Source organism: Bacillota bacterium (genome assembly GCA_018818595.1).
Taxonomy (GTDB): Bacteria; Bacillota_I; Bacilli_A; order Izemoplasmatales; family Hujiaoplasmataceae; genus JAHIRM01.
The window spans coordinates 1-26,167 of the sequence record JAHIRM010000029.1; the positions used below are offsets into that span (position 1 = coordinate 1).

A 26,167-nucleotide genomic window follows, 5' to 3' on the forward strand; every position below is an offset into this window, starting at 1 on the left:
GAACCCACGAGTGTCGGAGCCACAATCCGATGCGTTAACCCCTTCGCCACAACCGCCATGTAGTTTTTCGCAATTTATAGTTTACTAAATTGGCACTTAAAAGTCAAGCGTTATTTGCTATAAGTTTCAGATATAAGAAAAAAAGATTTGTATTTTCAACAATACAAATCTTATCATTATTTATTCTGCTACAATTGCTATTCCAAAACCCTGATCCCCTAAGTGAACAAAAAAGACGGGACTTACATAATCAGTAAGATGCAATTGTATTTTTGGATATTTTTCATTAATTTCATTTTTCATTTTTTCTGCCCATTCAATACGATTCATATGAATAATGTCAACGTACACATGGTCATATTTTTCGTAAAAATCTTTAATAAATGTCATGAAGTAATCATAACATGCAATATTTGTTCGTTCTTTTTTTGTTAATTGAAGTTTGCCTTCAATCATTTCAACAATTGGCTTAATTCTTAGAACCGTACCAAGCAATGCCTGAACTTTGCTTAATCTTCCGCCTCTAAATAAATGCATTAAATCTGCAAGTGTAAACATCAATACCGTATTATTAAATAACGCTTGATACCTCGCTGTTAATTTTAAAAAGGTTGTTCCCTCTTCAATCATTTGTGAAAGTAAATTAACACCAAGCGCCACCCCAAAAGAAGCTATTTTTGCTGAATGAACGCTGATTTCCAAATCAAAATCAACCATCGTTTTAGCAATCATTGCTGATTGGTATGTACCACTAAGTTTTTCAGATAAAGTTACAACCAATACATGAGTGTATCCTTCATTAAAATATTCTTGATATAATTTTAAGAATTTTCCTGGGGAAGGTTGACTTGTCGTCATTTTTTTTGCTGTATGTAAATATTTTTTCATATCTTCTGTTGATAAATCGGGCTCAATGTAATCAATTCCATCGATGGTTACACCAAGTGGTGCAACTTTTACAAAAGGATAATTAGCAATTTCTTCTCTTGTTAATGTAGTGCTATCAATCAATAATCCAATTTTTTCCATAAAATCTCCTAATTTCTTTAATAAATTACTCTACCACACGTAATACTTTATCAAATCGATAAAAACATGTCAAGATAAATACGATGTTTTTTTACTTAATTCAAAAAAAAGGGGCAAATCCAAGATATGGATTTGCCCCTAAAAAAATTATCTTTTTCCGGAATCGTAAGGCTCTCCCGCTGCAAGAGGTGCGGCGCTTTTTTTCGAAACAAAAGCTAGTACTACAAGTGTTGCAACATAAGGAATCATAGAGTATATTTCAGAGGTTAAATTAAAATTATTTAAAAACGAGATAACATAATACGAACTTGAAATTACTCGCATCGCTCCAAAGAATAAGGCAGCATAAATAATTTTGCTTGGTTTCCAGTTACCAAATATCAATACCGCAAGTGCTAGGAATCCAAAACCAGCAACGGTCGCATTAAAGTTTGCTGCAAAACTAAGAACGAATATTACACCGCCCATTCCAGCAAGAGCTCCCGATACCATGACTCCAGCATATCGAATTCGGTAAATATTGATTCCTAACGAATCTGCAGCTTGAGGATTTTCACCACAACTTCTTAACCTTAGACCTTGTTTTGTTTTATAAAGAACAATCACTGCAATAATAAAGATTAAAATACCTACATAAGTTGATAAATAGGCTCCTTTAAAGAAAATATCTCCAATAATCGGAATATCAGACAAAATTGGAACTTCTCTAATCTTGTAAGATCCTTGAATCGTGACTTTTTGTGTTCCAAGAAATGTACGCGCCATGAAGATTGCAAATGCAGGTGCAAACATATTTAACGCTGTTGCACTGATGATTTGATTTGCTTTCATGTTTACTGCTGCGAATGCATGAAAAAGCGAGAATAGGATTCCAACAAAAGCTCCAATCAGCAAGCCTAATAAAGCTATGATTTGCAAGTTTAATGAGGTTTTTTCCAATTGTTGAATTGCAATCGCACCAACAAAAGCTCCCATTAACATAATTCCTTCAAGTGCAATATTTACAACACCGCTTCTTTCGCTAAACAGCGCTCCAAGCGCTACTAACGCCAGCGGAACGGCGGAGGCAATTACAAGAGGTAATAAATAATATAAAATATCAATAAATGTCATTATTTATCCCCCCCTTCGAGAGAATCATTAGCTTGTTTTACCTTAGTTTCCTTTCGTTTCATGAAGAATAAAACCAATTTTTGAATAATAAGTCCAAGTGCACTTACATAAATAATGACAGCTATAATAATATCAATAATTTCAGGTTTAAAATTAAGTAACTGTAAATAATATCCGCCTTGCTGTAGCGATCCAAAAAATAACCCTGCTATCAATACTCCAAAAGGACTACTTAATCCTAACAAACTAATCGCAATTCCAGTAAATCCTTCAGATAATAAAACATTTTCCGGTTTTAAATTTTTCCCAATAACAAGGAAAATCATCGCACCTGCAAGCCCTGCAACTGCGCCACTTATCATCATGGATAAAACAATATTCCGTTTGGCGTTCATTCCAGCATATCTACTTGCTTCACGATTAAACCCAACCGCTTTTAATTCATATCCAAATGTTGTTTTATTTAGTATAATATACAAAATAATCACAACCACTATAGCGACGATAATTCCGGCATTTATACTTGTATTTGGAAAAAGATATTGCAAATTTAAATCTGGAGTAGCTGCAGTGGCTTTGATATCCATTGCTCTTGCATAAGATTGATTATAAATATATTTTTTTATTAAATAAGTGTTTAAGTACATTGCTACGTAATTTAGCATGATTGCAGATACCACTTCATTCACGTTTCGATATGCCTTTAAAAATCCTGGAATGGCACCCCAAACTGCTCCTGCTATCAAAGCAAAAAGAATAGCTACTCCCCAGTGTAATATAGGGCTAATTTCTCCAAGTGCAGACCATTTAACGCCAATATATACCGCTGTAAATGCTCCCATGGTAAGTTGACCAGTTGCACCAATGTTAAACAATCCTGTTCTAAACGCAAACGCAACACTTAAACCTGTCAAAATTATTGGAACTGAAAAATAAATCATATTCCCAATGCTTTCAAAGCCTTCGTTAAATCCCCCAATAATGATGATGGAAAATCCTTCAAGTGCTTGAGAAGGATTGACAATAAGCATTAAAATTAATCCGAAAATAAAACCAATTAAAATTGCTATGACGCTACCTAAAATATTGATTAAATTTTTATTTTCACTAGAAACATTTTTTCTGTTTTGTTTAAAGTAAAGAAAAATTCGATAGAATAGATATTGAAAAGCAACCACAATTAGAATAATTCTATTAATATTCATCCATTCTGTGTTTCCATAAATCGTTTTAGGTAAAAAGAAAATTAAGTAAATTAAAGCAATTGAAGTAATAATTCCGTAAACGTGTTTAAGAACAAATCGAAGCACCTTTAAAGAAATAGCTTTTAAAGTTTCAATTATAGAGCGAGAGGCTTTTTCATCATTCATAATGTTTTCCCCCTCTTAGAACCCGCCATATATAATCCTAATTCGTTTTCTGTTACAACGTTTGGATCAAATTCTCCAACAATTTGACCTTCATACATGACCATAATACGGTCTGATACATTCATTACTTCATCTAGTTCTAAAGATATTAATAAAATAGCTTTTCCTTCGTCTCTTAAAGAAATTAATTGTTTGTGAATGTACTCAATTGCGCCAACATCCAGACCTCTGGTCGGTTGAACAGCGATTAACAAATCATTGTCTCGTGAAATTTCTCGGGCAACAATAGCTTTTTGTTGATTTCCACCGCTCATACTTCTCACTGAAGTAATAGGCCCTCTTCCACTTCGAATATCGAATTGTTTTATTAAATCTATAGCGTTAAGTCTGATTTCAGAAAAATTAAGAAAATGTTTTTTTTGAAATCGATCTGTAAAATATGTTTCTAAAATTAAATTTTCTTCTAAACTATAATCTAATACCAACCCATGTTTGTGTCTATCTTCTGGAATGTGTGAAATTCCTGCATTGTTTCGCTCACGAACGGAACAATGAGTAATATCAATTCCATTCAAAATAATAGACCCATCATTTAAATTTGATAATCCTGTTAATCCTTCTACTAATTGAGATTGCCCATTGCCTTCAATCCCTGCGATGCATAAAATTTCACCTTTTCGAACATTAAAACTTACATCTTTAACAGAGTGCTTGTTTAAGATGTGATTATATACATTTAAATTTGTAACTTCTAAAACAATTTCTTGTGGTTTTGCCAATTCTTTGGTTACGGTAAATTGCACTTTCCTTCCAACCATCATTTCTGCCATTTTCTCAACAGAAGTCTTATTAACGTCAACCGTTCCAATGTATTTTCCTTTTCTTAATACAGTACAACGATCGGCAACAATTTTTATCTCATTTAATTTATGTGTAATTAAAATGATTGATTTCCCTTCTTTAGCAAGACCTTTCATGATTCCCATGAGTTCTTCAATCTCTTGTGGAGTTAAAACTGCGGTCGGCTCATCAAAAATTAAAATGTCAGCATCTCTATAAAGCATTTTTAGAATTTCAACTCGTTGTTGCATCCCAACACTAATGTTAGAAATGAGTGCATTAATATCTACTTTCAGGTTATACTGTTCGCTTAATTTAGTAATTTTGCTTTCAGCCTTATCATATTTTAAAAAGCCAAATTTTGTATCTTCAAATCCTAAAATAATGTTTTGAGTTACAGTAAAATTATGGACTAATTTAAAATGTTGATGGACCATACCGATTCCATAATTATTTGCATCATTTGGATTTTGGATTTTTACTTCTTCACCTCTTACTTTGATGATTCCTTCTTCCGGACGATAAAGGCCAAATAAGATACTCATTAAAGTGGACTTCCCTGCACCGTTTTCCCCAAGCAAAGCGTGAATTTCACCTTTTTTAAGTTGAAGCGTCACATTATCATTAGCTCGAATTCCAGGAAAATCTTTAGTGATATTTATCATTTCAACAATGTAATCCATAGCGTTTCACCTCTTCTCGATTATATCATAATTTTATTTTATTTGAATAGAAAATAGTGAAATTAATCCTCCAAATAATAAAAGATTGAACTCATTACAAGTCCAATCTTTATTTTTAATCAATTAAAAATTTATTTTTTCTTTGTGAAAAAGAATACTGCTCCAGCGATTCCAACAACTGCAATACCGATAACTATATAAATCCATGCATTTGAAGGTTCGACAATACCAAGAATAGTATTTTCTGAAGGATAGTCTGTAGCATCTCCCAAGAAAGTTACTAAATCAGTATAATTTGCAGGAACAACTACAGTTCCATCAACTAATTTAGCATAAATTGCGTCGTATTGTGCTTGTGTAAAGGTTGTAAATCTTGAAGTATCCATTGGAAGTCCAACTCCATCATTTTCAGCGCCTTTAACTTCTGTAACTCCACCAACAAATTCGTCATCTAAATAAGCTTGAAGACCTTGTTGAACAGCGTTTGCTAACATTTTCATAGCAGATGTTAAAACAGTATCGGATTGTCCAGATTGATCAATGTCAACGCCAATCATCATTGCGTCATTGTCTGCAGCAGCAGCCATAACGCTTGATCCTGCTCCGCCAGCTGCAGCGAATATAATTTCAGTTCCGCTTACATACCAACTTGAAGCTAAGTTTTTATGTTCATCACTTGCAGCAAAATCACCAAAATAATGATATGTGTCATTTCCTAATTCAATAGTAACATCTAGTTCATCTGCAGCGTAATAAGCTCCAGCTACGAATCCTATTCCAAATTTAACAACTGCAGGAACAGCCATTCCACCGGTAAATCCTAATTTAGTATATCCTTCATAAACTGCAGCGTATCCAGCTAAGAATGCTGACTCGTGTTCATTGAAAAGAATACTTAGAGTGTTTGAAGTTGTTTCATAAGTTGCGTAATCAGCAGTATGAGGTTCTCCATCAATTAAAATAAATTTTACGTCTGGATAAAGAGTTTGAGCAGCATAAATACTAGATTCGAATAAATATCCAGGAGTAACAACGACTTGAGCTCCACCAGCAATGGCAAGTTCAATTGCATCAAGATATGCATCGTCAGAAACTTCTAAAGGTTTATAATATTTGTACGTTAAACTGTTTGTAGTACAAAATTCAATAATTCCTTCATAAGTTCCTTGGTTAAATGATTCATCATCGATAGTTCCAGAGTCTGTAATCATTGCAATTTCAAATGTTTCGTCCAGTGCATTAACTTCGGTTTTATTTATTGAAAATGAAACCGCAAATATCAACGCAAAAACTAATACTAATAATTTTTTCATAAATCCTCCTTATTATTTTTGTTGCTTTTATATAATTATAGTTAATTGGACCTTCTTTGTAAAGACATTTTGACTAATTATCAAAAAAACAAGGCTTTAATTTTATAAAATAAATCGGCAAGATATTGATTCTCGATAGAAAGTTCATTTTCATTATTTATTAAAAAAAATTATGATTTAGTGCCTTATTTCGTGATTTTTGTTTTTAGTGAAAATAAATAAAAAATGTCAGCTTTTCTCGAAAGAAAAATTCTGACATTTTTGTTTGTATTTTAATTTTAGTTTTGTTTTTTATGATCTTCAATGATTTTCGGAACTAAATTCCCAGGAACTTCTTCATATCGAACAAATTCTCTTGTAAATGTACCAGATCCTTGAGTCATCGCTTTTAAATCAATCGTATATTTAGTAATTTCTGCTTCTGGAACTTCTGCAACGATTTTTTGATAACCATCATCTGCTGGTTCCATTCCAAGTACTCTACCTCTTCTTTTATTCACATCGCCCAAAACATCGCCCATGTATTCATCTTTAACTGTAACGACTATTTTATGAATCGGTTCTAATATTGAAGGTTTCGCTGTTTTACAAGCTTCTTTAAATGCAATCCCTGCAGCCATTTTAAAGGAAAGTTCATTAGAATCAACGTTATGATATTTTCCATCGGTTAAGATTCCATGAACTCCAATTACTGGAAAACCTGCTAAAATACCGTGTTCTAACGTTTCTTGAAGTCCTTTATCCACTGCTGGAAAATAGTTTCTAGGAACCGCTCCTCCGAATACTTCTTCTGAGAACTCATATTCTTTATCTGTTGGTTCAAAGCGCATTACAACAACTCCATAATAACCAGAACCGCCTGATTGTTTAACATATCTACCTTCTGCGGTAGCTATAGCTTTAATCGTCTCACGATATACAATTTGTTGATCTTGAGCTTCTAAGTCTACTTTGAACATATTTTTCATTTTATCTATGATATATCCTAAATGAATAATTCCTTGTCCGCCGATTAATAATTGACTTGTTTCTTTGTTTCTTTTAATTTCAAATGTACTATCTTCTAATTGCAATTTTGAAAGGGCGTTTGAAAGTTTATCCTCATCCGCTTTATTTTTAGGATGAACCGCTAAATACATAGTAGGAGAAGGGGTTTCGGTTTTAGGATATATAATAATAGCTTTTTTATCTGATAAGGTTGCACCAGTTACTACTCCATCCATTTTTGCTACTGCACAAATATCTCCTGGATGAACAACATCAACAGAAATTTGTGTTTTTCCCATGAGCAAGAATAATTGTCCAACTTTTGCAGTCTCTCCCGTGCTCGAAACATAAACTTCTTGATCTTTTCGTATTGTTCCGGATCGAACTTGCATAATATTAATTGTTCCAACAAAAGGATCAATCATAGTTTTAAAGACATAAGACGAAAAAGGTGCTGAATCGATAAATTTTCTTTCAACAACATCGTCGCTGTCTACTTTTGTTCCTTTACTTGGTTGTAATTCAGAAATACTTGGAAAATACTCCGATATCATATGAAGTAAAGTAAGTGGCCCAACGTCTTTTGTTGCAGATCCAACCATAATTGGAACAGCCTCTCCAGAAAGAACACTTAAATGAAGCCCTTTTTTGATTTCTGCCATCGTCAATTCTTCACCATTAAAGTATTTTTCTAATAATGATTCATCAGAACCGGCAACAGCTTCAACTAAATCTTGGCGGAGTTTTTGAACTCGTTCCATTTTATCTTCATAAATTTCTCCATCGACACATGAGTTTCCATCATAAATTCTAGCTTTTAACTCAACGATATCGGCAAAACCACTAAATTCATCTTTTTTCCCAATTGGTAAGCAGAAAGGTACTGCTTGTTTTCCCAATCTAGATTTAATGTTTTCTAATACCTCATCAAATTTAACATTGTCTTTATCCATCTTATTGACAAAAATAATGGCGGGTAATTGATGTTTCCTAATTTCTAACCACATTTTTTCTGCGCCGACTTCAATGCCCTTTGTAGCATCTAAAACCAACACTGCCCCGCTTGCCGCTTTAAGAGCGTAAGTGACGTCACCAATCATTTCATCAGCTCCAGGAGCATCTAAAAAGTTAAATTTAAAATTCTTAAATTCAATTGGTACAATACTTGATGATAAAGAAGATTGTCTTGCTTGCTCTTCTTGAGTAAAGTCGGAAATAGTATTCTTCTTTTCGACTTCGCCTTTTTTTTCTGTACATCCAGATGCACACGCCAAAGACTCTATCAAAGATGTTTTACCGCTTCCTAAGTGTCCTAAAATAATCACGTTTTTCAAAAATTCTGTAGAATATTCTATCATATAATGTTCTCCTCTCGTATAAAACGCTTTCAGTCCATTTAATTATATCATATTAAAAAAAAAAATAAAGATTTAAAAATATGGAAATGCATTGCCTTATAAACGGAAACATAAAAAATAGTAATTCAAAATAAAAATGAATGTTAAAGATAAGACAGTCTATATAACCTTATATATAGATATACATAAAATATAATAACAAAAAAATTTTCAAAACAAATAATGAATAATAAACAGAATAATTCCTTTTAATCATTAGGAAATATTAACGATGGTAGTTTTACTTTACAAATCTACCGTAAGTATATAGTAAATTTGGCATTTTAAAATCTTCATCATTAATAGAATTTAAAAACGCGTCAATAATTTCAGACGTTTCTTTTTTTGATTCAGTTGTAAAATCCAATCTCAGATTTGAAACACCCACTAATTTAAAAAAATTTACATACTCAATTAAATTTAAAGCATGAGAATGCAAAATCCGAACATGACAGTTTCTTTCTTTAACAATTGGGTAAATATTCCCAAAATGATCTTTTAAACCGTAATTATTTCCATCGCATAAAGAGCAAGTTTTTGAATTTTGAACTTCAACGGAAGAAATTGGACAGTGTTTTGAAATCATTAAATCGATTTTCCCATATCCTACAACTGTTACATTTGGGAGCTCATAAAATTGCTTCGTGTATGCGTCTATTAATTCTTCGATTTGATGCTTTTGAAGTTCTGGAGATAACGTTACTGAATGAATTTGCAAATCATGAAGTAGTTTTAAAGTATAAAAATTTGTAACATTTATAAAAAAATTAGAATCAATCATGTTTTTTTTGACAATTTTCAACTGCCCTAAGTTTTGAATTAGTAAATTTTCAGAATCTGATATAATCTCTAAATTAGGCGAAATCCTATCTAAAATTTTGACAAATTTAGTTGATTTAACCTCCAAAAAATTATATTTGATTTTTTCAGAATAGTATATTGTTTTAATTCCTTTAGAAATAGCAATTAAAAACTGATCCATGGTTTCAACTTTAACAGATAGTTGAAATGAATCTAAATTTAGATTTGAATTTTTTGAAAGAAGTCGGGTTTTTTTAATGCGCGAATTTCGATAGATTAATTTTTCAATAGTTGATTTAATTACTTCTCGTCTTAAATCACTTAAAATATGCGTCGGAATAAATATATTTTCATCAAGTTCAAATGATAGTGTTTCAAAATAGAAAGGAGTTTCTCCAAGTTTATTCATTTGTCTTTCAATATTTACTTTCTCAGTTGAATTATTTAGAGCCTTTTGCACAATATATTCAGCATTAAATATAACAGGTTTGTCATTTTGAAATTCAATGGTCACACTTAATGGTGACCCAATTAATGCTTTTAATTTTCCTTTTAAAGAAAGCAATTTATAGTTTGGATTAAGATATTTTTTTGTGCTATTTACCAAATCTAAATCCATTGTTTTAACGACAATTGAGTCCTTTTCCACTTCTTTTGCTAAATCAATAATTATAATATCTGACCGATAAGCAACACTTTCAGAAACACCATTTTTCATTATTTTTGAAACCCGATCTCCCGTATCATATTTGCCAAGTATTCTAATACCGTCACCAACTTGTAGTCTATCTGAGAGTAAAATTGTAGTTTTACCTCTATCATAGGATTGAACAACACCAACTTCGACACCTATATGGTTAGGTCGAAAAGAGTTATTAATGTTATTGGGGTTTTCATTCAAAATATATCCCTTTGTATTCATCCTATTAAAAACAAGATTCAAGTCCTTAATATTGGACTCAATATTGAAAGATGATTTTGAATCAAAATGGCTATTTATAGCGGCTCTATATGCTAAAACAGTCGTTATAACGTAGTCAGATTTTCTCATTCTTCCTTCTATTTTTAAAGACGTGACACCGGAATTGATAATCTCAGAAATATACTCTATCGTCATTAAATCTTTATTTGACAACAGGTATTCTTGATCACCTATATTTTCATTATTTTTAACTAATTGATATTTTTGTCGACAAGGTTGAGCACATTCTCCTCGGTTTCCAGATCTACCTCCATTCATTGAACTAAACAAACAATTTCCAGAATAAGAAACACATAGTGCCCCATGAATAAAAACTTCTAGCTCGATATCAAGGTTATTTTTAATTTCTTTTATGGTGGCTATAGAAGTTTCTCTAGCAAGGATGATTCTTTTTACTCCTAAATCTTTCAAAAATTTGGCTTGATCAAAACTGAACGTGTTTACTTGAGTTGATGCATGTATGTCTGTGTCAGGATACCTTTGTATCATTTCATTCATAATTCCGATATCTTGTATAATAAGCGCATCAACAAAATGATCAACTAAAAAATCTGTAAAAGAAAAAAGAGATGAAATTTCATCATCATAAATCAAAGTATTTATCGTGACATACACCTTCACTTGTCTTATGTGAGCATAATTGATAATGAAGTCAATTTCATCTTCACTAAAATTTTCAGCATATCTTCTTGCTCCAAATTGTTTTCCCGCAAGATAAACGGCATCTGCCCCAGCATTGATGGCTCCTATCAAAGAGTCCATGTTTCCAACAGGAGCTAATAATTCTATTTCTTTCATCTATTAACACCTCAAATTTGAACAATTAATTATATCATTAAAATCAATGAACAATGTTTATACAAAAGAAAAAAAGCCATTAAATTAGGCTTTTTTATCAGATTTAATTATTTGTAATCGTCTGGCAGGTTTTCCTTTTGATTAATCAACAAATTTTCGATTTTTTCGAAAATTTCTCTTTTTTTCATTGGAAAGCAATCATCACAGAAATTATCTTTTGCACAGTTTGCACAAAAGATACTGGTCATATCTTTGTATTCATTAATGATTGCAAGGGTAGCGTTAATCGTCTCGATTTCATCCGTTCTTCTTAAAAAGTAATATGCTTCCAAGACTTCTTCCGTTACTTTGTCTTGCAGGTCATTAACACCGCGTAATTCTTTGATTCGATGACTTGTTTTCATAAATTCCTCCTCTTGTAAAATTTCTATAATTACTTTATATTTTAATTATACATAAAAGAATGATAAATTGAAATGTCTTTCATTAAAATAATAAAAAATGCCATTTCTGGCTGAATAATATGGCAGGGGTGACAGGATTCGAACCCGTACAAACAGTTTTGGAGACTGCCGTGCTACCGTTGACACCACACCCCTATAAAAGAGTCTATTACTATTATTATCTATTTGACATAAATAGTCAAGATTTTTTTCTGATTAGAGTGACAAATCCACATAGAGAATGGAGTAAAGATATTATTATCTATACTCCATATTTTTAAAATTTATTTTCTTTATGTTGCTTGATAACTTTTTTTCGAGAAAATTCTTCTCGATCTTTTTCCTCTAAAGCATCAGAAATATATTTTATATTTTCTTCGAATTCAGGGATAACGACATTCTTTAATGCATTAGCCCTTTTTCTGCTTTTTCGAATCGCATTCGCGAGACGATATACGCTATTATCAATTTCTGCTAAAAGAATGGTTAAATCTCTCACTTTAATAAAATTAATATATGCATAGTCAAATTTTGTGTTTGTTCTTGCAATTCCATATTTAATATTTATAGGTTTAGACTCATAACTTAATTTAGGAATTTCTACACCCATTACACTTCGATAAGTAATATTTAATCCATTATCAATGGGGATTTCTTTGGCAATATCGTTTACTACTCCTAGCCCTAATGTAATATTAGCTTCTTGAAGAGCTTGATAAGCTTTTTTATAAGTATCTGTAATCTCATCCCTAAGCAGCCTTACATTACCTATTAATGTCATCATTTCTCGGATAAGAATGTTTCGTTTTCTATCCATTAAATCATATCCTAAATGCGCTAAAACGTTTGTTTTCTTAATTGCCATTAGATTGCCTTTGGTTGGAAATACTTGTTTAGTTGCCATAGTTAGCTTTCGTTTGATTTAGCCAATTCTCGAATAATCGATTTTTGCTTAATATCGAATATTTTTAAGGCTTTTTCATGGTTATAAAATTCTTTTAATACATCGTCTTCGGTGCGATCTAGTTCAGACTGCGGAAGAATGGATAATAGATTCCAACCTAAATCTAATGTTTCTTCAATCGAGCGATTTGTTTCAAATCCTTGTGAAATGAAATGTTCTTCAAACAAATGTCCAAATTCAATGTATTGTTTATCAATAGCTCCTAATTCATCTTCACCAATTACAGATGCTAAGCTTCTTGCGTCTTGTACTTTCGCGTAAGATGCAAATAATTGGTTAGTTAGATCTTGATGATCAAGTCTTGTGTATCCGGCCCCAATTCCATCTTTCATTAATCTTGATAAAGATGGTAGAATTCCAATCGGTGGATAAATTCCAACTTGATGCAAATCTCTGTCTAGTACAATTTGACCTTCTGTAATATACCCAGTTAAATCAGGGACCGGATGTGTAATATCATCATTTGGCATTGTAAGAATAGGAATTTGAGTAACAGATCCTTTTGCATTCTTCACGATTCCTGCTCTCTCATACAAAGATGCCAAATCAGAGTATAAATAACCTGGGTAGCCTTTACGGCCAGGTATCTCTCCTTTACTGCTTGAAAATTCTCGCAGAGCTTCACAATACGCAGTTATATCTGTTAAGATTACTAGAACATGCATGTCGTGTTTGTATGCTAAATACTCAGCTGCAGTTAAAGCACATCTTGGAGTTAAAATTCTTTCAATAATTGGATCATTCGATAGATTAATGAACATCACAACTTTTTCTACTACTCCTGCTTCTTCAAACGAACGCTTGAAGTAATCTGCAACATCATTTTTTACTCCCATTGCAGCAAAAACAATACAAAAGTTTTTCCCATCACCTTCTGCTATTTTTGCTTGTTTGACAATTTGAACCGCAAGTTCATTATGAGGCAGTCCTGATCCAGAAAAAATCGGAAGTTTTTGTCCTCTAATTAAAGTAGAAAGTGCATCAATACTACTGATTCCAGTATTTATATAATTCCGCGGATATATTCTTGAAACTGGATTCAAAGGTAATCCATTAATGTCTCTATGTTCGTCAACAAATATAGGTCCAAGCCCATCTATTGGTTGTCCTGAGCCATTAAATGTTCTTCCTAAAATTTCTTTAGACACTCCAATTTCCATTGAATGCCCTAAAAACTTAATTTTAGTGTTTGTAAGAGACATTTGATTCGTTCCCTCAAAAACTTGAATTGCTACTTTTCTTCCAACAATTTGAACGACCCTTCCATAACGAAGTCCGCCATTAATTAATTGAATTTCTACCATTTCTTCAAAGCCAATGTTTTCAACATTGTCTAAAAAAATCAAAGGGCCATTGATTTCTTCTAATCCAATATATTGAAGATTCATATAATCCCTCCCCTTACTTTGATTGATGCATAGCATCATCTATAAAGCCAAAATAATCATCAAAAAGATGAAGTTTATCGTTTGAAATATCATATTTCATTTTAATTACTTTTTCAAAAATATTTGTTCTCGTAAGTATGCTGAATGCGTTTCCCTGTTGCAAAAATAATTGAGCTCTTTTATATAAATAAATAATAATATCCATCATTCTTAATTGTTTCTCTAGGGGAACAAAAGTATCATCTTTATGGAAAGCGTTTTGTTGAAGAAAACCTATTCGAATAACTTTTCCAATTTCAATAATTAATTTTTGGTCATTTGGTAAAACATCACTACCAATTAGCTTTACAATTTCCATTAATTTGTTTTCTTCTGCTAACAAAGCCATAATTTGTTGACGATTTTTCAAAAAACGAACATCTACATTTTTATTGTACCATTTGGATAAGTCTCCAATATATTCGGAATAACTTAAATTCCAATTGATCGCTGCATAATGTCTTGCATAAGCAAGTTGTTTATCAAGCGCCCAAAAACAACGTACAAATCGTTTTGTGTTTTGTGTTACAGGCTCAGAAAAGTCTGCTCCTTGAGGAGATACTGCCCCTATAACTGTAACGGAACCAATTTTATGATTTAATGTTTCCATATAACCGGCTCTTTCATAAAATTGAGAGATTCGGCTTGGAAGATATGCAGGAAATCCTTCTTCAGCAGGCATTTCTTCTAAACGACCGCTAATTTCTCTTAAAGCTTCTGCCCATCTTGATGTGGAATCTGCCATCACAGCAACATGATACCCCATGTCTCGATAATATTCCGCAATGGTAATTCCTGTATATATACTTGCTTCTCTTGCGGCAACAGGCATGTTTGAGGTGTTGGCAATCAGAACGGTTCTATCTGTTAAAGGTTTTTGAGATTTAGGATCTACAAGTTCTGAAAATTCTTCTAAAACTTGCGTCATTTCGTTTCCACGTTCTCCACATCCAACGTAAACAATAATATCAGCATCGCACCACTTGGCAAATTGATGTTGCATCATGGTTTTTCCAGTTCCAAAGCCTCCAGGAACAGCTGCTGTTCCTCCTTTTGCAATTGGAAAAATTGTGTCAATAATTCGTTGCCCACTTATAAGCGGAATGGAAATAGGAAGTCTTCTAGAAACAGGTCTTGGTGTTTTAATAGGCCATTTTTGAGATAAAGTTAAAGAATGAATTGTTCCAAATTCATCTTTTACTTTAGCAATACAATCCTCAATTTGATATTTTCCATTTTTCTTAACTTCTATGACTTCACCTTTTACATCTTGAGGAATCATCAAACGATGTTCGATAAGATCTGTTTCAGGTATAGTTGCATAAACATCTCCAAATTGAACTTGATCCTTTATTTTAACCACAAGAGTAACATCCCATTTTCTTTCTAAATCAAGTGGGCTTACGTTGCTTCCTGTTGTGATAAAAGAACCTTGAATTTCAGCAATAGCTTTTAATGGTCTTTCGATTCCATCAAAAATATTGCGTAATATCCCTGGACCTAAAACAACAGAGATGGGTTGTCCAGATGAAAAAACTGGTTCTCCAGGTTTTAGCCCTGTTGTAGATTCATATACTTGTATGGTTGTTAAACCTCTGTTAATAGAAATGACTTCGCCCATTAATTCTTGATTTCCTACATGTACCATTTCTAGCATGGAAAACTCTGTGGCGTTCTTTACCGTCACTACAGGACCATTAACTGAAAATATTTGACTGACACTCATATATCCACCTCTTTAAAAACCACTAAATCTTTTATTTAATATATAAATTTGAATTTTCGTAAAACCATTCTTTTTTATCGTTTAATCGATAATCAATGGTTTCATCGGTCTCAATACCCATTTCAGAACACGAAGCGATAAATCCACCCAATTCAATTTCAAAATTTTCTTGAATTTCAAATTTTCCGTTATAATTTTCTTTTATTACTTTTGCTAATAAATCATCAGCTTTTTTAATTTTAAAAATAGCGTACGATTTTAAAAATACGTTGTTCAATTCCTTTATTTTAGATTTCATTAAATCAGAGTATTGAGAAGACGTTGAAAAAACAAGTAATTTATTAAAAACTTCTTGAAAGACATTTTCTAATAATTCTTGCCGTTTTTTCATTAATTTGTGTCCGTTTTCAACATTAATTTTATTGATTTCAAAACTGTGATTTGTTTTTAATTCCTTTAATTCAAGCGTTAAAGCGTGAGAAATGCTATCTTTTAATTCTTCATTTATTGTTTTTAACGCTTGTTCTTTCACATCTTTAATTTCTTGTGTCAATTTGTTAATTTGTTTGGTCATAGATGTACTGATTTCTAACTCAAAATATTTAAATAATTGATCATTACTAATAAATTCCATTTAAATCACCTCAAAGTTTTACGCCAATTGCTTCACTCACATATCTATCAATAGTTTTCCCAATTTCTGCTGATCCATGACGATCAGGAATTTCAACGATTAAAGGCTTAGGTTGTTTTAATTTTAATTCAGAAATCACTTCAGGACAAAGTTCTATTAATTTAGTCGTGATTAAAACGATGCAAATTTCTTCGTTTTCCATCGCTTTTTCTAATTCATTCAACACTTCATAACGTTCGTGAATCACAACGCCATCTATTCCAACTAGTCGCATGCCTACTTGCGTGTCTACATTATCACTTAGTAAGAAAAATTTCATAAAAATCCTTCTTCCTTATTATAATTTATTAATAATTAAGATTGAAATTAAAAGCCCGTAAATTGCGACTCCTTCTCCAAGAGCTACAAAGATAAGTGATTTACCAAAATTTTTCTCATTTTCAGAAAAAGACCCTATCGCGGCGGGTGCAGCTGCAGCTACGGCTATTCCGGCACCAAGAGCAGACATTCCTGTTGCTAAAGCAGCACTTAAAAAACCTAATCCTTGCGCTATTGAACCGATAAAGGGATCAACTACTGGATCAGCAGCAAATACATGCACTCCAGCAAGTTGAATAATTAACGTTACAACAATTAAAGCAAAAAAACTAAAAATGTGCGTAATGAGTCGGTTTTTAGCAGGCTTTCCGCTTATTTTCCCTCTAAAAACATTGACAAGAGGCAGTGAAATAAATCCGATAAAGAGTAATGGTAAAACAAGTTCTAATCCATCTAACATAATTGATTCCTCCTAAATATTGTTTTTATTTAATTTATTCAAATGTTTCAAAAGCGATTCCGTTTCCTTCATAGTAACGAGAAAACATTTCGTAAAATTCTAATCTTAATACTTGTATTCCAACAATCATTCCTTCTATCGACATCACAAATAAATTCCCAAGAATAAAGATAATTGAGGTAGAAAATATATTTGTTCCCATCGACATTAGACTGTAAACAACGAGCATCATTCCTGCGTGAGATAGTACAAATCCTCCAACTCTCATGAAAGACATCGTATTGGTAATGTAAGATAATACAATTTCGAATAATTCAAAAAATCCTTCAGTTATAAATCCTCCGATTCCATTAGGAAACATTTTATTTCCATTAACTCTTCTTTGTATAGGTTCTTTAAGGAAAATAAATATTAATGGAATTCCAACAAAGATAATTATCGTAAATAGATTAAAAATAGAAATTCCATACAATAGTTTTACAATCAATCCTCCAAAAATGAAAAGATAGAACGTCAAACCTGCAACGCCATTGTGAGAAAAAATAAATTCTATATACTTTCTTTTTTTTAAGTTGCTATATAAATTTAAAGCAATTGAAGTAATTATCAATATCGATCCAAGCAAAACAGCGGCTATTAGTAAGTTCATCGTAAAATCCGGGCTCATTACATCGATTGGTTTTGAGCTCAATTTTAATACATTTATATAAAACGGATTAAGTAATTCTTCATTTCCGAATACTGACCCATAAAGCAGTCCGAAAAATGCCGATGATATCCCAATACGCATTCCTATTTCTCCGAGCTTTAATTTTTTCCATTTAAAAAATATAAATCCGATTAGGACAAGCAATAATCCTTGGCCAACATCTCCAAACATAATTCCAAATAAAAGCGAATAAGTAATTGCAACAAATGGAGTTGGATCTATATCTCCATAACTTGGCAACCCATACATTTCTACAAACATAGAAAATGGGCGACTGAACCAACCATTTTTAAGTTTTGTTGGAGGTTTTAATCTTCTATCACTATTTGCAGGACGAATTTCAATTTCTACGTCATCAATATCAGAAAATTTAGACTTAACCGTTGAAACATCTTTGGATTGGACAAATCCGGTTATTGTGAATTTATCTCCTAACCCAACAACATATTTTTTTGCTTCATAGATTTTATTTAGATACAATAACTCGCTTTTTATTGTAGCCATATCTTTTCCTGAATCACTTAAAAGAGCATTAATACTTGTTTGGATTTTCTCTAATTGAGTTTGTGCTACTTCAATTTCTTTCGCCAAAGTAACAGTTGCTGCTTCCGGTGTCCCATGAACAAAATCGGGTATATGGATTCTTTCAAAGAAGAGCGATGAAAAAATATTATCCACTTCTCTTTCAAATTCATTGGTCGTGAAATACATACACCAACTATAATTTTTATCAATTGTAAATGATTTAAAAATAAATGGTCTTGTTCGATAAAATTTTAATTTTTCAACACTATCCGTTGGTAATCTTCCTACTCTAGCAAAAACATAATCGCAAGAAAAAACATCATCAAGAGAGATATCTAGGCTTTCAATATTATGAACTTGAATTAAAGCATCTTGGTATTTTCTTATTAATTCTATTGTATCTTTTTTTTGAGAAACTAAATTTTTTAAAGTTACGTGTGTTGTGGATACATAAGATGTCATTTTTTCAAGTGTATAATCGATGGTTTTTATTTCAATAACAGGAATATCAAACTCATATTCCTTTTCAATTTCAAGTAATTCATTTAATACGATATTACACGGATTATCAGAACGAAATGAAGTTAGTCCGTGAACTTGCCCAACGATTTGATTAGATGAAATAGGATGAAAGCATCTTAATTCAACAAAATTTTCTAAAACTTTATCTAGATGTTCTAAGTATGAAGTAATATTAACTAACTTGGTCTTCGCAATCGCCATTGTCTCTCTCCTTTCTCGCAAATAAATATTATCCTTTATATTTCTAAAGACAATTCTCTTATTTATTCAGATTTTTTAAACGCATTCTTAATTTTTTTGAAAATAGAAATCTGGTTATGATTTAATCTTTTTACTCTTTTCGGAGGTTTTAATCGCAAATCTGCGTCTCCTGGTAAAATATTAATCTCAACGTCTTTCATGTCTTTAAACTTGTCAAGAATTGGCAATTCATCTTTCTCATCAATAAATCCAGTTATAGTAAATTTATCCCCAAGTCCAACCACATATTTTTTTGCTTCATATAATCGATTTAAAAAAACTAGTTCGCTCTTAACTTTAATAAAATCAGAATCATTTTCTAATAAAATTTCATGTAAATCATTCTTAATTGAGGCAAGCTGATTTTCAACAACATTAATTTCTTTAGAAAGGGTTTCTTTTGCTGCTTCTGGTGTTCCGTGCACAAAATCTGGTATAAAAATCCTTTCAAACAATAAGGAAGAAAAAACATTATCTACTTCTCTTTCATATTCGCTTGTGGTGAAATACATGCACCAATTATAGTTTTTATCTGTGCTAAATGAAATAAAAATAAATGGCCTTGAACGATAAAATTGCAATTGATCCACACTTGCTTGAGGGAGTCTTCCAACTCTAGCATCAATGTACTCGCACGAAAATATATCATCAAGCGAAATATCTAAACTTGCTATATTATTAACTTGTATTAAAGCATCTTTGTATTTACTTAATAATTCTTTTGTTTCTTCCTCGTCCTGAAAATTATTGTTCAGTTTAGTATGAATTGAAGAAATAATATTTTTCATTTGTTCAAAAGTATAATCAATATTATCTACTTCTCTAGATAAAATGTCAATTTCAAATTGTTTCTCAATTTCAGACAATTCGTTCAAACAAGAAGTGCAAGGATTTTCAGAAACAAAGGATCTAGACCCATGGACATGACCAATAATTTGTGCAGAAGCAACTGGTCTAAAGCACTTTAAATCGATAAATTTCTCTAACACTTTATCTAAGTGTTTTAGTCTTGCGGTAATGTGCACTAGTTTCGTCTTGGTTACAGACATATTGTTTCTCCTTTCTAAAAAATAAGCATCTTCTTTATTTCGCTTTCTTCAAGATTATATCGAATGCCTTCAATAATGTTAAATAGATTTTCTCTTTCAATTTCGTTTAATATCAAATATGCTGAAAAAACCGCAGGTGCGTCATTCGAAAAATACATATATCTTTTAGCTAAATTATATTTCATTTTTTCTGCATAATATTCGATGTAGATATACTCGTCTTCATCAATGTATTTTGCAAACTCAGAACTTTCTAAGTAATGAAGAACCGAATCAGCGTTTGGAAGTGAGATAATATCATCAAGTTTTTTGTCGCTCATTCTAGAGTATTTTGTAATTACTGCTTTTTTTATTTCTGAGAATTCAGCGTTATAAAATTTCTTTAATCTATATATTTTAACGATATTTCCAAGCTCAATCCTTGATTTGAAAATATCAAACAATTGTTTTTTGACTTTGCCTTTATAATTCTTTTCTATTTGGTCAAACACACATCCATAATAGCAAGAATCTAACTCATACTCGATATCTGCATATCGAATTTCCGAATTTTCTTTTTCTAAAAATGGTTTTAGCACTGAGTAAAAAGGCGTTTTTTCTATCGCTTCTAATAAATCCAAAAATGTCCTTGCTTTGGAGAGTAAAGTAATATCAAAACTTGCATGACGTCTAAAAAATATTGGAAATTCTGCAATAGCTTCTTCATAATTCATTGATAGAATGGCTCGAATGGAAGCCAAAATTAAATCAATTTCTCTTTGAATAATATTTAATTCATAAAAAGCTTTATCTTTTAATTCTACAAATTTAATGAGCCTTAAAGTGTAATTAAAATTCGTTTTTTTGATCAACTCTTCAAGTTGACCTCGATGAACTGAATTTTCTTGAACATCTGAAAAAAATTCCTTATAATATTTTTTTGTTTTTAAATAGCTTACAACCTCAGAAATAGATCTTTTTTTTACTAGTTCAAGATAGTCATCTTGTTTTAGACTAGTTCCGTAGATTGATTTTGCTTTTGTAATAATAGCGTTACTAGTCCAATTACTCATGTTTTCATCCCCTATTCTTGGATGCAGTGTTGGTAAATAGAATCAATCCACTTCTCTTTATTTTCTTTAAAGCTGATTTCTAGTTTTTTCAAGGTCAAATCATATTCTTTTTTGGACTCTTCATTTCTTTTTTCTAAATCTAGAACGATATCGCTTTTCGCTTTTTCAATAGTTTTATTTGCCTCTGATTTATACTGAATTTCTAATTTTTTTCTTTCTTCTCTAACAAAATCGCTAATCTTATCTTTCTCTTTTCTTAAATGTTCAACTTGCTTTCTTGCTTTTTTATCTAAATCAATTACGTCTCTAATTAAATTATCCATATGAATTTCCTTTCTTCGTTTTCCAAACAGAAAACAATAAAAAATTATGATTTTTCGTCCTTAAAATAAAAAAACTCTTTGAGAGCTTTTTTGTTATAATTTTATGATTTCGATTAGTTGATATCCTTCAGATGCTAATAAATCAGAAATTACTTTCGTTGAAACAAATCCTTCAAAAGTTGCGTATCCTCCTTCGAAAGATACTGATACATTTGTGATTCCAAAAATACTTTCAAGAAGGTGTTTCACATCCTTGGCGCACCCTTCACAACAAATATTTCCAATAATTGCTTTTTTCATTTTTTCACTCCTTAAAAAAGAATGATTGTTCTAATATCATTATAGTACTTTTGGATAGCGGTGTCAAATTCATTGAACATTTATTTTATCTTAATTTTATGATTTTCAAAATCAATTTTAGTAGATAGATGAAACGAAAAAAGTTCAGCAAAATCGAGCGTTTCTTCAATGATGGAGTCGTATAACTCTTTTGGATTGTGTGTATCACAGCCAAAAATAATTAGAGCTTTTGGATAAGATTCTACTACTTTCCAGAAATCATAACGAGGATATAAATACAATTTTTTATTATTGATTTCATACTTGCCCTTTCTCGTACCACCACCATTTATTTCTAAGTAAACATTGTTTTTGATAGCCGATTTAATGATAATGGTTGCTGCTTTTTTGGCAGCATCATCAAAAAGAAATGGTTTTTCATAACTATAATTCATTAAGTATAAATCTGGATGATTTAAAATGGAAAAAAATCCTGTATCAAGCGCATCGCTTACAGAATATGCATAATCCATAATTTGTGTTTCATTCATCGTTTCATAAGTATTATAAATTTCTCCATTTGTTGGGAAAAAATGCACTCCAAGTGATAAATAATCTAATTTGTTTAACAAAAATTTGTAGTAATTATCGTTTCCTGGAAGATATTCTATTTCTAATCCTTTTAAGATTTTAATTTTATCTTTATATTTATTTATAGATGTATCTAAATCAGGAAGATAAATATTTACAAAATCCAATTCACTCATTTGTCTGTCTAAATTATTTGCAAGATAAGTGTCATTGTCCATAAAATATCTAGGAATAGGACCGTGATCTGAAAAACCAATTTCTTGAAAACCTTGTCTAATGGCTTCCTTAATATAGTCTTCGCTCATTTTTACTGCGTGACCACAAAGCGCTGTATGTGTATGATAATTTGCTTCTAATTTCATCGTAATCACCTTTTCTAATGTATTATTACATTCCTTAAAAAAGATAGTTTGTCGTAGACTATCAATTAAGGATAGTTTGCTTTTCTGTCTTTTTATCAATCTTTAGATTTCTAAAATACAATATGCAATAAATCGAAACGATTGTAAAATTAAAAAAATATGCAATTAAAACATAATTAACTAACCCTGATGTGAATTTATATGCAATTCCAAAAGCATATCCAGACAAAATTAATAATCCTGAATAGATACTCACTCCTTTTGTTGTTCTCGATTTATAGGCCTTTATGCAAGCAAATGGCCAAGAAAATCCAAAACAAATCAACATTAAAAATTCTAAAATTTGTTCTGTCATAATAAATCACTTCCACTAAGTTTATTTGCTTTCTTTATTTTATATATTTCCTCTGTTGCAAAGTGAAGTTTTGTCACAACGTTCTTTTTAGATAAAGGATAAATATAATACGTGTCGTTTAAAGTAGATAAATCAATACAATCTCCTTTATTTAAATAATCATATTCAATGTGCAAAGAATAAGTAGATAACGGATCTTTGTCTAATTGAAATAGTTCTCCGTCGAAATTTCCTTGTACATGAAATCCACTTATATCATGGAGAAGCGAAGCGGTACCTAAACGAATATAACCTTTGGAATTTGGTAAAGAATCAACTGCAACTTCATCTTCAAATCGATAGGTATTATTTAGAATTTGCATTCTAACGTTTTCTCTTTCAAATTCATACCAATCAGGTATACGGGAAAATTCTGTTTTTCCTTCAAGGGCTTTTATTCTTCCAAATTCATCCATAGAGTAACGTTTTTGACAATGATTACACCAAATTTCGTTTCCATCTGAATCCATTTCATGTTCTGTCAAACAATTTGGACATAAGTATAGTACTTTGTGCAATCCTTTTGCTCGATCAACAAAATCTATTTTTTGGTTTGTTTCTAATTGAAATTTATATTCATCATATTGAAAGGCGTCTACAATTCTACTGTTAATTTCTTTGCTTAATAGTAAATGTATTTCTTCTTGAGTAACAATTTGAGTCATATCGGCACTTAAACGAACTTTTCGCTTTTTAAGATTCCATACAGGTTGACTTAAATAATCTCCATGCATATTTAAAACCACTACAGGTACTTTCATTAATTTACACATTTTCCCTAAGGAATCTGGCAAAATGGAAGTGGTCCCGCATAAAGAATATCTAGCCTCAGGATAAATAATACAAATTTGTTTGTTTACTTTCAAAGAATGTTCTACTTGCCTTACAAGTAATATATCATTTGTAAATTTTCTTTTACAGATGCATCCAACATCTCTTAATAACTTTTCTCGTTTAATGAATCCATCAATTGCAACGATGTAATTGGCTTTTTTCGGAAATATCGCAGCTGTAGTTACGGAAAAATCGATAAATGCATGGTGAGTACATAATAATATATATGGAGGTTTTAGTCCCTTCATATTGTTTTTGTTAATTTTCAAATGATGGGCCCAAACCGTTGGAAAAGAAACCAACCAAGTGATGGGAATTAAGTACCATTTTTGTTTCTTTGGTTTTTGAATCATATCGAAGCGAATTTCATTAGAATCATTCATCATTAAATACTCCTTATGTAAAATAAAAAGTGATTATTCTCGAAATAACCACTTTTTGTAGTAATTTTTTTTCGTTTCTTTTATTAAAATAGTTTAATTCTTTTCATTTTGTTTCAAATTTCAATCTATTATAGCATAATTTTTCGAAGATAAAAATACTGTTGATGCAAGTATTTAAACTGAAAAAATTATCAATAAATTATTATTCTAATGTACTAAGATTATCTTCTTGATTATCCATTTGTAATACTTTTGGTGTGAAAAGCAAAAAGAAAATAATTCCAAATACTATTAAAATTAAATTTATTAAGTAAAGCCAATTATATCCACTTGTTTCAATGAATCTTCCTGCTAACATATTTCCTAACGCAGTATAAATTGAAAAAGCCAACATTACCATCAAAATGGCTGTGGTAATATTTTCAACTCTAACAATTTTGATAATATATTTTATATTTGCAAAAATAAAGATTCCCCCTGAAATTCCTCTCAACATTGTTACAATTATAACTATCTCCAAAGGCAAATTAAATCCATATACTAGAAATCGTAAAGCAAACATACTTGAGGCGAGTAAGAATAATGTTTTTTCACTGGTGAAATTTCCTTTGGTCATTAGAAAACGAAGTGTTAATACTTCTACAAAGACAAATGCCGAATATAACAATCCATATGCAGTTGTACTTAAAGCTCTTTCTTGGATTAAGTACACTCCAAAAAAAGAATCACCAATTCGAACTGATCCAATAACAAGTGTATAAAACACTAAATATTTAAAAAAATCTTTGTTTTTAAGTAAAGTCTTAAAATCTCTTTTAGGCTTTTCGCCCCTTGGAATAGCTTTTTCAATTGGCTTAATCCAAATAGCAATTAGTGCAGTTAACCCAAAAAAGATTCCAGAAGTAATAAATAAAACATCAAACCCAAGATATAAAATTACGTATCCAGCTATTGCAGAAGCAATAACATACGCAATAGAAGCGTGGATTCGAATGCTTGAATATTCGATTTTCATTTTATCTGTAAATGTTGCTGTATATCCATCTTGAATTGAAATAAAAGGAGAACAAAAAAAAGCAATCAAACAAATAACTAAAGCATAAAGTTCAAAGCCAGAAATTTGAGTTAAAAGAATGATTAATGCTCCTTCAATTAATGTCATTATTTTCAAAATAAATCGACTAATTTTCATATCTTTTACAATAAAATTCCATAAAGGATTTACTAAAATAGTTGTGATGGGAGTGATTGCTAAAATAAAACCTAAATTATGTTCCGACATTCCTTTTGAAATAAAATATATGGACATAAAAGGATAAAAAAAGGCATCACCAAAATACCTAACAAAGTAAAATATTTTAAACTTAATGGTTTCAGTTAGCACCTTTTTCACCCCTTTCATTAAAACATCAAGATATTATACATTTTATTTAAATCATTTGCAACTTGTTTAATTAAAAAGAAATAAAAAGAAAAATCCAGAACGAATAGAAGCGGTTAAAAAAGAAAATAACTGAAAGAATATGCTAAGGATTTTTTCATTCAATAAATATTTAAATAGCCATCTTTGGCTATTTAAATAAAATAATAAATAAAATTAATTAGTTACTCGAGATACA

At 31.0% G+C, this 26,167-nt stretch carries 23 protein-coding genes and 1 tRNA gene; all 24 read right to left on the bottom strand.

Going from position 1 to position 26,167, the window contains the following annotated elements; all coding sequences use genetic code 11:
• Nucleotides 1–180: 180 nt before the first annotated feature.
• The 24 genes from KJ971_05250 to KJ971_05365 all read right to left on the bottom strand — a co-directional run bounded on the left by KJ971_05250 (nucleotide 181) and on the right by KJ971_05365 (nucleotide 25,932).
• A complete protein-coding gene (locus tag KJ971_05250; GenBank protein ID MBU1145245.1) occupies nucleotides 181–1,029 on the bottom strand; it encodes a DegV family protein in 849 nt (282 codons plus the stop codon).
• A 147-nt stretch (nucleotides 1,030–1,176) separates the two neighbouring features.
• Nucleotides 1,177–2,133: an ABC transporter permease gene (locus KJ971_05255; protein MBU1145246.1), complete on the bottom strand. Its 957-nt coding sequence runs from the start codon at nucleotides 2,131–2,133 to the stop codon at nucleotides 1,177–1,179.
• Between the two features lie 8 nt (nucleotides 2,134–2,141).
• Nucleotides 2,142–3,347, bottom strand: coding sequence for an ABC transporter permease (locus KJ971_05260; GenBank protein MBU1145247.1), 1,206 nt, complete (start codon nucleotides 3,345–3,347; stop codon nucleotides 2,142–2,144).
• A 161-nt stretch (nucleotides 3,348–3,508) separates the two neighbouring features.
• The gene (locus tag KJ971_05265; protein ID MBU1145248.1) at nucleotides 3,509–5,035 is read right to left on the bottom strand and encodes an ABC transporter ATP-binding protein; all 1,527 of its coding nucleotides are present in this window, start codon (nucleotides 5,033–5,035) and stop codon (nucleotides 3,509–3,511) included.
• A 131-nt stretch (nucleotides 5,036–5,166) separates the two neighbouring features.
• Nucleotides 5,167–6,348, bottom strand: a complete 1,182-nt coding sequence (locus KJ971_05270; GenBank protein MBU1145249.1) for a BMP family ABC transporter substrate-binding protein — start codon at nucleotides 6,346–6,348, stop codon at nucleotides 5,167–5,169.
• A 278-nt stretch (nucleotides 6,349–6,626) separates the two neighbouring features.
• Nucleotides 6,627–8,693 (bottom strand): elongation factor G, encoded by a 2,067-nt coding sequence (locus KJ971_05275; GenBank protein MBU1145250.1) that lies wholly within the window; start codon nucleotides 8,691–8,693, stop codon nucleotides 6,627–6,629.
• Nucleotides 8,694–8,973: 280 nt separating this feature from the next.
• Complete coding sequence (locus KJ971_05280) at nucleotides 8,974–11,313, bottom strand: U32 family peptidase (protein MBU1145251.1); 2,340 nt, start codon at nucleotides 11,311–11,313, stop codon at nucleotides 8,974–8,976.
• Between the two features lie 107 nt (nucleotides 11,314–11,420).
• Complete coding sequence (locus tag KJ971_05285) at nucleotides 11,421–11,717, bottom strand: hypothetical protein (protein MBU1145252.1); 297 nt, start codon at nucleotides 11,715–11,717, stop codon at nucleotides 11,421–11,423.
• 120 nt (nucleotides 11,718–11,837) lie between these two features.
• A tRNA-Trp gene (locus KJ971_05290) sits at nucleotides 11,838–11,912 on the bottom strand.
• A 121-nt stretch (nucleotides 11,913–12,033) separates the two neighbouring features.
• A complete protein-coding gene (locus KJ971_05295) occupies nucleotides 12,034–12,660 on the bottom strand; it encodes a V-type ATP synthase subunit D (GenBank protein MBU1145253.1) in 627 nt (208 codons plus the stop codon).
• A gap of 2 nt (nucleotides 12,661–12,662) precedes the next feature.
• The gene (locus KJ971_05300; protein MBU1145254.1) at nucleotides 12,663–14,108 is read right to left on the bottom strand and encodes a V-type ATP synthase subunit B; all 1,446 of its coding nucleotides are present in this window, start codon (nucleotides 14,106–14,108) and stop codon (nucleotides 12,663–12,665) included.
• A 13-nt stretch (nucleotides 14,109–14,121) separates the two neighbouring features.
• Nucleotides 14,122–15,873 carry a V-type ATP synthase subunit A gene (locus tag KJ971_05305; GenBank protein MBU1145255.1) on the bottom strand — a complete coding sequence of 584 codons (1,752 nt, stop codon included), beginning with the start codon at nucleotides 15,871–15,873 and terminating at the stop codon, nucleotides 14,122–14,124.
• A 31-nt stretch (nucleotides 15,874–15,904) separates the two neighbouring features.
• Nucleotides 15,905–16,507, bottom strand: a complete 603-nt coding sequence (locus KJ971_05310) for a hypothetical protein (GenBank protein MBU1145256.1) — start codon at nucleotides 16,505–16,507, stop codon at nucleotides 15,905–15,907.
• 10 nt (nucleotides 16,508–16,517) lie between these two features.
• On the bottom strand, nucleotides 16,518–16,826 hold the full coding sequence (locus KJ971_05315; protein MBU1145257.1) for a V-type ATP synthase subunit F: 309 nt from the start codon (nucleotides 16,824–16,826) through the stop codon (nucleotides 16,518–16,520).
• A gap of 18 nt (nucleotides 16,827–16,844) precedes the next feature.
• Entirely contained in the window at nucleotides 16,845–17,285 is a 441-nt protein-coding gene (locus KJ971_05320) for an ATP synthase subunit C (protein MBU1145258.1), read from the bottom strand.
• A 34-nt stretch (nucleotides 17,286–17,319) separates the two neighbouring features.
• The gene (locus KJ971_05325) at nucleotides 17,320–19,242 is read right to left on the bottom strand and encodes a V-type ATP synthase subunit I (protein ID MBU1145259.1); all 1,923 of its coding nucleotides are present in this window, start codon (nucleotides 19,240–19,242) and stop codon (nucleotides 17,320–17,322) included.
• 62 nt (nucleotides 19,243–19,304) lie between these two features.
• Complete coding sequence (locus KJ971_05330) at nucleotides 19,305–20,330, bottom strand: hypothetical protein (protein MBU1145260.1); 1,026 nt, start codon at nucleotides 20,328–20,330, stop codon at nucleotides 19,305–19,307.
• 14 nt (nucleotides 20,331–20,344) lie between these two features.
• A complete protein-coding gene (locus tag KJ971_05335; protein MBU1145261.1) occupies nucleotides 20,345–21,382 on the bottom strand; it encodes a V-type ATPase subunit in 1,038 nt (345 codons plus the stop codon).
• An 11-nt stretch (nucleotides 21,383–21,393) separates the two neighbouring features.
• Nucleotides 21,394–21,705, bottom strand: a complete 312-nt coding sequence (locus tag KJ971_05340; GenBank protein ID MBU1145262.1) for a hypothetical protein — start codon at nucleotides 21,703–21,705, stop codon at nucleotides 21,394–21,396.
• A 93-nt stretch (nucleotides 21,706–21,798) separates the two neighbouring features.
• Nucleotides 21,799–22,005 (bottom strand): heavy-metal-associated domain-containing protein, encoded by a 207-nt coding sequence (locus KJ971_05345; GenBank protein ID MBU1145263.1) that lies wholly within the window; start codon nucleotides 22,003–22,005, stop codon nucleotides 21,799–21,801.
• Between the two features lie 80 nt (nucleotides 22,006–22,085).
• On the bottom strand, nucleotides 22,086–22,937 hold the full coding sequence (locus KJ971_05350) for a histidinol-phosphatase HisJ family protein (GenBank protein MBU1145264.1): 852 nt from the start codon (nucleotides 22,935–22,937) through the stop codon (nucleotides 22,086–22,088).
• 61 nt (nucleotides 22,938–22,998) lie between these two features.
• Nucleotides 22,999–23,292, bottom strand: a complete 294-nt coding sequence (locus KJ971_05355; GenBank protein MBU1145265.1) for a hypothetical protein — start codon at nucleotides 23,290–23,292, stop codon at nucleotides 22,999–23,001.
• Nucleotides 23,289–24,551 carry a hypothetical protein gene (locus tag KJ971_05360; protein MBU1145266.1) on the bottom strand — a complete coding sequence of 421 codons (1,263 nt, stop codon included), beginning with the start codon at nucleotides 24,549–24,551 and terminating at the stop codon, nucleotides 23,289–23,291. Before KJ971_05360 ends, KJ971_05355 begins: the two co-directional genes overlap by 4 nt.
• A gap of 199 nt (nucleotides 24,552–24,750) precedes the next feature.
• Nucleotides 24,751–25,932 (bottom strand): MFS transporter, encoded by a 1,182-nt coding sequence (locus KJ971_05365; GenBank protein ID MBU1145267.1) that lies wholly within the window; start codon nucleotides 25,930–25,932, stop codon nucleotides 24,751–24,753.
• Nucleotides 25,933–26,167 lie beyond the last annotated feature (235 nt).

Coding starts and splice junctions, on each gene's coding strand:
- KJ971_05250 (MBU1145245.1), bottom strand. CDS start 1,029: ATGGAAAAAATTGGATTATTGATTGATAGCACTACATTAACAAGAGAA.
- KJ971_05260 (MBU1145247.1), bottom strand. CDS start 3,347: ATGAATATTAATAGAATTATTCTAATTGTGGTTGCTTTTCAATATCTA.
- KJ971_05265 (MBU1145248.1), bottom strand. CDS start 5,035: ATGGATTACATTGTTGAAATGATAAATATCACTAAAGATTTTCCTGGA.
- KJ971_05270 (MBU1145249.1), bottom strand. CDS start 6,348: ATGAAAAAATTATTAGTATTAGTTTTTGCGTTGATATTTGCGGTTTCA.
- KJ971_05275 (MBU1145250.1), bottom strand. CDS start 8,693: ATGATAGAATATTCTACAGAATTTTTGAAAAACGTGATTATTTTAGGA.
- KJ971_05280 (MBU1145251.1), bottom strand. CDS start 11,313: ATGAAAGAAATAGAATTATTAGCTCCTGTTGGAAACATGGACTCTTTG.
- KJ971_05285 (MBU1145252.1), bottom strand. CDS start 11,717: ATGAAAACAAGTCATCGAATCAAAGAATTACGCGGTGTTAATGACCTG.
- KJ971_05295 (MBU1145253.1), bottom strand. CDS start 12,660: ATGGCAACTAAACAAGTATTTCCAACCAAAGGCAATCTAATGGCAATT.
- KJ971_05300 (MBU1145254.1), bottom strand. CDS start 14,108: ATGAATCTTCAATATATTGGATTAGAAGAAATCAATGGCCCTTTGATT.
- KJ971_05305 (MBU1145255.1), bottom strand. CDS start 15,873: ATGAGTGTCAGTCAAATATTTTCAGTTAATGGTCCTGTAGTGACGGTA.
- KJ971_05310 (MBU1145256.1), bottom strand. CDS start 16,507: ATGGAATTTATTAGTAATGATCAATTATTTAAATATTTTGAGTTAGAA.
- KJ971_05315 (MBU1145257.1), bottom strand. CDS start 16,826: ATGAAATTTTTCTTACTAAGTGATAATGTAGACACGCAAGTAGGCATG.
- KJ971_05320 (MBU1145258.1), bottom strand. CDS start 17,285: ATGTTAGATGGATTAGAACTTGTTTTACCATTACTCTTTATCGGATTT.
- KJ971_05325 (MBU1145259.1), bottom strand. CDS start 19,242: ATGGCGATTGCGAAGACCAAGTTAGTTAATATTACTTCATACTTAGAA.
- KJ971_05330 (MBU1145260.1), bottom strand. CDS start 20,330: ATGTCTGTAACCAAGACGAAACTAGTGCACATTACCGCAAGACTAAAA.
- KJ971_05335 (MBU1145261.1), bottom strand. CDS start 21,382: ATGAGTAATTGGACTAGTAACGCTATTATTACAAAAGCAAAATCAATC.
- KJ971_05340 (MBU1145262.1), bottom strand. CDS start 21,705: ATGGATAATTTAATTAGAGACGTAATTGATTTAGATAAAAAAGCAAGA.
- KJ971_05345 (MBU1145263.1), bottom strand. CDS start 22,005: ATGAAAAAAGCAATTATTGGAAATATTTGTTGTGAAGGGTGCGCCAAG.
- KJ971_05350 (MBU1145264.1), bottom strand. CDS start 22,937: ATGAAATTAGAAGCAAATTATCATACACATACAGCGCTTTGTGGTCAC.
- KJ971_05355 (MBU1145265.1), bottom strand. CDS start 23,292: ATGACAGAACAAATTTTAGAATTTTTAATGTTGATTTGTTTTGGATTT.
- KJ971_05360 (MBU1145266.1), bottom strand. CDS start 24,551: ATGATGAATGATTCTAATGAAATTCGCTTCGATATGATTCAAAAACCA.